General features: G+C 75.2%; 4 protein-coding genes. 2 read left to right on the top strand and 2 right to left on the bottom strand.

Annotated elements, in window-relative coordinates; translation table 11 throughout:
- A partial coding sequence (locus tag SZN_RS34505; protein WP_007504411.1) for a WD40 repeat domain-containing protein occupies window positions 1-3,311 on the top strand: 3,311 nt, incomplete at its 5' end.
- Window positions 3,312-3,601: 290 nt separating this feature from the next.
- Complete coding sequence (locus SZN_RS34500; RefSeq protein WP_007504409.1) at window positions 3,602-4,378, top strand: glycosyltransferase family 2 protein; 777 nt, start codon at window positions 3,602-3,604, stop codon at window positions 4,376-4,378.
- Here SZN_RS34500 and SZN_RS34495 read toward each other — a convergent pair.
- Window positions 4,354-4,596, bottom strand: coding sequence for a ferredoxin (locus SZN_RS34495; RefSeq protein WP_007504407.1), 243 nt, complete (start codon window positions 4,594-4,596; stop codon window positions 4,354-4,356). The genes SZN_RS34500 and SZN_RS34495 overlap by 25 nt on opposite strands.
- A 68-nt stretch (window positions 4,597-4,664) precedes the next feature.
- On the bottom strand, window positions 4,665-5,885 hold the full coding sequence (locus SZN_RS34490) for an amidohydrolase family protein (RefSeq protein WP_007504405.1): 1,221 nt from the start codon (window positions 5,883-5,885) through the stop codon (window positions 4,665-4,667).
- Between the last annotated feature and the right edge of the window lie 421 nt (window positions 5,886-6,306).

Here is a 6,306-nt window from a genome sequence, read left to right as displayed (position 1 = left end):
ACGCCGGGGCCCGCGCGCTCCGCGCGGACGTCGCGCGGGACGTCCGGGCCGCCGTGCTGGCCTGGGCCCGCCGGGAGAGCGCCGCCGGGGAAGGCGCCGCCGGGGAGGGCGAGCCGGGCGGCCCGCCCGCTCCTGCGGTGCTGATCGTGGACCAGTTCGAGGAGACCTTCACCCTCTGCGCCGACGAGGCGGACCGCCGCGCGTTCGTCCGGCTCCTCCAGGCCGCCTGCACCCCGGACGGGCCCGGCGGCCCGGTCCCCGTCCTGGTCGTCCTCGGCATCCGCGCCGACTTCTACGAGCAGTGCCTGGCCCACCCGGAACTGGCCGACGCCCTACAGCACCGGCACATGGTGCTGGGGCCGCTGACCAGCCCGGAGCTGCGCGAGGCGGTGACCGGCCCGGCCAAGGCGGTGGGGCTGGAGCTGGAGCCGGGCCTCGCCGAGCTGATCGTGCGCGAGGTGAGCGCGGACGGCCCGCGCGGCACGCACGACGCGGGGGTGCTGCCCCTGCTGTCGCACGCGCTGCTGGCCACCTGGCAGCGGCGCAAGGCGGGGCGTCTGACCCTGGCCGGCTACCGCGCGGCCGGCGGCATCCAGGGGGCGGTCGCGGCCACCGCCGAGCGCGCCTGGTCCGGACTGGACCCGGCGGCCCGCACCGCCGCCCGGCTGCTGCTGCTGCGGCTGGTCCGGCTCGGCGAGGACACCCAGGCGACCCGCCGGCGCGGCACGCGCCGCCAGCTGGCGGCGGAGTCGGTGGACCCCGGCAAGACGGAGGAGTCGCTGGAGGCGCTGGTGCGGGCGCGGCTGGTGACGCTGGACGCCGAGACGGTGGAGATCACGCACGAGGCCCTGCTGCACGCGTGGCCGCGGCTGCGGGAGTGGATCGACGAGGACCGGCAGGACCATCTGGTGCGCCAGCGCCTGGAGGAGGACGGCCGGGCCTGGGAGGACGCCGAGCGGGACTCCTCGCTGCTGTACCGGGGCTCGCGCCTGGAGCAGGCGCACGGCTGGGCGCGGTCGGCCGGCGACACCTTCCTGACCCGGGCGGCGGTGGAGTTCCTCGCCGCCTCGGTCCGGCTGCGCAGGCGCACGGTGTGGATCATGCGCGGCGCGGTGGCGATGCTGATGGCGCTGGCCCTGGTGGCGGGCGGCGCGGCGGTGCTCGCCTGGCAGCAGCGCGACGACGCCGTGTTCGCCCAGGTGCTCGCGGAGGCGGACCGCTTCCAGTACTCCGACCCCTCGCTCTCCGCCCAGCTCGGCCTCGTGGCCCGGCGGCTGCGCCCCGGCGACGAGGGCACCGCCAGCCGGCTGATCTCGATCGTGAACGCCCCGCTGGCCACGCCCCTGCGCGGGCACACCGGCGCCGTCTACCTCACGAGCTTCAGCCCGGACGGCCGGCTCCTGGCGACCGCCGGCTACGACCGGACGGTCCGGCTGTGGGACCTGTCGGACCCGGGCCGGCCGCGCCCCCTGGGCACACCCCTGACCGGCCACAGCAGTTGGGTGAGCAGCGCCGTCTTCAGCCCCGGCGGCACCACCCTGGCCAGCGCGGCCGACGACGGCACGATCCGGCTGTGGGACGTCGCCGACCCGCGCCGGCCGCGGCCGCTCGCCGCGCCCCTGACCGGGCACAAGGGCACCATCTACCTGGTCGCGTTCAGCCCGGACGGCCGCACGCTGGCCTCCGTCGGCGAGGACCGCACCGTACGGCTGTGGGACGTGTCCGATCCGCGGCGGCCGAAAGCGCTCACCACCCTGACCGGTCCCGAGGCGGCCGTGCGGTCGGTGGCGTTCAGCCCGGACGGGCGCACGCTGGCCGCCGGGGGCGACGACGACACGATCCGGCTGTGGGACGTGTCCGCGCGCGGCCGGCCCGAGCCGCTGGGCCTGCTGACCGGGCACACCGACCTGGTGCACTCGGTGGCCTTCAGCCCGGACGGGCGCACCCTCGCCAGCGGCGGCGCCGACGACACGATCCGGCTGTGGGACGTCAGCGACCCGCGCCGCGGCCGGCAGCTGGGCGCCCCGCTGACCGGGCACACCGGCCCCGTCTGGTCGGTGGCCTTCAACCCGGCCGGGACCATGCTCGCCGCCGCCAGCGCGGACAGCACCGCGAGCCTGTGGAACGTCAGCGATCCCCGGGAACCCTCCCAGGTCGGCGAGCCCCTGTCGGGCGGCAGCGGGGAGATGTACGCGCTCGGGTTCAGCCCGGACGGGCGCACGCTCGCCACCGGCAGCGGGGACAGCAAGGTGCGGCTGTGGTCGGTGCCCACCTCGGACATGATCGGCCGCAGCGGGGCCTTCCGGCCGGACGGCCGGGTCCTCGCCACCGCCGCGCGCGACGGCAGCGTACGGCTGTGGGACGTGGCGCGGCCCGCCCGGCCCCGGCTGCTGAACAAGCCGTTCATGCCCGGTGACGGCGGCCAGCGCTCCCTGCTGTTCTCGCCGGACGGGCGCACCCTCGCGGTGCTCACCGGGAGCAGCGCGGTGCATCTGTGGGACGTGCGCGACCCGGCCCGTCCGGTCTCCCTCGGCCCGCCCCTGCCGCTGCGCACCCGGTTCATGGGCCCCGACGCGCTCGCGTTCAGCCCGGACGGGCGCACCCTGGCCACCGCCTACGACGACCGCACGATCCGGCTCTGGGACCTCGCCGACCCCGCGCGCGTCGTCGCGCTGGGCGCGCCGGTCACGGGGCACTCCGGGTACATCAACTCCCTGGCGTTCAGCCGCGACGGCCGCACGCTGGCCAGCGGCAGCGCGGACGCCACGATCCGGCTGTGGAACGTGCGGGACCCGCGCCGCCCCGTGCTGCGCGGCAAGCCGCTGACCGGGCACACCGGGCCGGTCAACTCCCTTGCCTACAGCCCCGACGGGCGCACGCTGGCGAGCGGCGGCGACGACGACACCGTACGGCTGTGGAGCGTGGGCGACGGCCCGGCGCGCTCCACGGGCGGACCGCTCACCGGGCACACCGAGTCGGTCGTCTCGCTGACGTTCGACGCGGACGGGCGCACCCTGGCCAGCGGCGGCAACGACAACACGGTCCGGCTGTGGGACGTGTCCGACCCCTGGGACGCCTCGGCGATCGGGCAGGCGATGAGCCCCAACGCCCGTACCGGCAACTTCCTCTCGTTCAGCCCGACGAGCCGCATGCTGGGCGTCTCCAGCGGCACCGACACGGTGCGGCTGTGGAACCTGGACGTCGGGCAGGCGATCCGCCGGGTGTGCGCCACCACGCGCGGGGTCCTCACCCGGGAGCGCTGGCAGGAGTATCTGCCGAGGCTCTCCTACCGTCCGCCGTGCGGTAGTTGACGGGGTGTCGGACGGCGTGGACGGCGGGCACCGGCCCAACGGGCCCGGCCGGTGCGCTCCGTGACGGAACGGGGACGCAAACGGTACGCCGCAGGCCCCGCGGACAGCGGTTACCGTGATCCCGATCACAACCCGACACCGCAGCCGATCAGGCGGCTCCCACGAGGCATTCAGCCTTGTTACTGTGGGCGCAGCCCGATCGCTGGTGCATCCCCCGTCGCCAGCGGTCGGGCCTTCGTATGTCCACCGCCCGCGCCGCCCGCGCGCGTCCGGGCGCCCGCGGAAAGGGGATGAGTGCCGCCGTGTCCGGGCGCGTCGTCGTCGTCACCGCCGTGCACGGACCCTCGGCCCGGTTCCTGCCCGAGGCCCACGCGTCGCTGTGCGCGCAGGAGTTGCCGGCCGGCTGGGAGTGGCACTGGGTGATCCAGGAGGACGGGTGCACCGACGCCGTCCGCCCCCATGTCCCCGACGACCCCCGCGTGACGTTCCGTCAGGGCCGCCCCGGCGGGCCCGGGGTGGCCCGCACGGTCGCGCTCGCGCACACCGAGGGCGCCTACGCCAAGATCCTGGACGCCGACGACCGGCTCACCGCCGGGGCGCTCGCCCGCGACCTGGCCGTCCTGGAGGCACACCCGGCCGTCGGCTGGACCACGTCCCGGGTGCTGGACCTGCTGCCGGACGGCAGCACCGCGGGCTTCCCCGACGACCCCGGCGAGGGACCGCTGGAGCGGGGGGCCGTGCTGGCCCACTGGTCGGCGAACGGCTGCCGCCTCCCCGTCCACCCGGCCACCCTGTGCGTCCGCCGGGACCTGCTGCTCGCCCTCGGCGGCTGGATGGCGCTGCCCGCGTCGGAGGACACCGGGCTGCTGCTCGCGCTCGACTCCGTGAGCCGGGGCTGGTTCTCGGCCGAGACGGGCCTGCTCTACCGCAAGTGGGAGGGGCAGGCCACGGGCCAGGCCGCGCACGTCGATCCGGCCGAGCGGGCCGCGCGGACCGCGGTGGTGCGGGCCAGGGCGCGGGCGCTCGGCTCGTTCGGCTGGCACTACCCGCCGCCGGCCGCCCCGTGACCGCCGGTGGCGGGCCGGGCCGCACCCGGCCGCCCGGTGAGCGTGATCGCCTGCGACGGGCAGCGCTCGGCCGCCTCCCGGACCAGCGGGTCGTCCCCGCTGTCCTCGCGGCCGGCGCGCACCACGCCGTACTCGTCCACGAAGTCGAAGACACCGGGCACCCGGTGGGCGCACTCGGCCGAGCCGTAGCACAGGCCCGGATCGATGGAGACCTTCATCCGCGCTCCCGTCGTCGGCACGTCCGCCAGGGACTGTCACGAGGGGACTGCCCCGCCGGGGGGCCCGGCTAATCCTCGCGGTCAAAGGGGAGTTCGAGCATCCGGATGGCGTTGCCGCGCAGCAGTTTGTAGGCGACCTCCTCGGAGAGCCCGCCGACGTGCTCCTCGGCCACCCGCCTGGTCTCCGGCCAGGTGGAGTCGACGTGCGGGTAGTCCGTCTCGAAGGTCGCGTTGTCGACGCCGACCGTCTCGATCGCCTCGATGCCGTGCTTGTCCCGGAAGAAGCAGCAGAAGATCTGCCGGTAGTAGTACGTCGACGGCGGTTCCGGGATCAGGTCGCGCACCCCGCCCCAGGCCCGGTGCTCCTCCCACACGTCGTCCGCGCGCTCCAGCGCGTACGGGATCCAGCCCATCTGGCCCTCGCTGTAGGCGAGTTTCAGCCGGGGGAAGCGCACCAGGACCCCGGAGAAGAGGAAGTCCATCATCGACGCCATGGCGTTGTTGAAGCTCAGCGACGCCTGCACGGCCGGCGGGGCGTCGGGGGACGCGGCCGGCATCTGCGAGGAGGAGCCGATGTGCATGTTGACGACCGTGCCGGTCTCCTCGCAGGCCGCGAAGAAGGGGTCCCAGTAGCCGGTGTGGATGGACGGCAGCCCGAGGTGGGTCGGGATCTCGCTGAACGTCACCGCACGCACCCCGCGGGCGGCGTTGCGGTGGATCTCGGCGACCGCGAGGCCGATGTCCCACAGCGGGATCAGGCAGAGCGGGATCAGCCGGCCGCCGCTGTCGCCGCACCACTCCTCCACCATCCAGTCGTTGTAGGCGCGCACGCAGGCCAGGCCGACCTCCTTGTCCTCGGCCTCGGCGAAGGTCTGGCCGCAGAAGCGCGGGAAGGTGGGGAAGCAGAGCGACGCCTCGACGTGGTTGAGGTCCATGTCCGCCAGCCGGGCCGCGGGGTCCCAGCAGCCGCGCCGCATCTGCTCGCGCGTGATGCCCTCCAGGGTCATCTCGTCGCGGGAGAAGCCGACGGCCGCGATGATGCGCTTGTACGGGAACAGGTCCCCCTCGTACTCCCACCAGTCGGTGAGCTGGCCCTGCGGGTCCGTGGTGAACCGGTACTTCCCCCCGACGTAGGCGAGTTCGCCGATGCCGGCGGTCAGGGGCCTGGGGCCGCGGTCCCGGTACCGCGCCGGGAGCCACGTCTCGAAGAGGTGCGCGGGCTCGATCACGTGATCGTCCACGCTGATGACCCTGGGCAGGTCCCTCGTGCCGCTCTCGGTACTGGCCACGCCTACCTCCTGGCTGCTGCGCCGCTGCCTGCCGGTGCCTGCCGGTGTCCCCAGGCGCCGGACCATATCTGACGGATCGTCAGATCCATCGGCAGGGTAGTGCTCCGGCCCACAACCCGCCAGGGTGCGGCCGTGCGCCCCAACGCCTGTGCCCCACGGGGACGTTCGGGTGGCCCGTACCCCGCCGTGGAACCACCCGTCCCCGTGGTGCAGTCTTCTCCCTCGTGGCGGGCGTTCCGAATCAGGCACCGGGAAGTGACACGGCGGCGCACATGGTGGTGTGCGGCGACGACGGACTCGCGCACCGGCTGGCCGCCGAACTGCGCGGCGTGTACCGCGAACAGGTCACGCTCGTCGTACCGCCCTCCGAGCGGACGGTGCGCACACCGGTCGTGGGCCGGGCGCGGGCCGCGTCGGCGGC

Origin of the sequence: Streptomyces zinciresistens K42, from assembly GCF_000225525.1 — a bacterium.
In the GTDB taxonomy this organism is placed as follows: Bacteria; Actinomycetota; Actinomycetes; order Streptomycetales; family Streptomycetaceae; genus Streptomyces; species Streptomyces zinciresistens.
The sequence above is the reverse complement of the archived record's forward strand: the minus strand, read 5'-3'. Positions and strand labels throughout refer to the sequence as shown.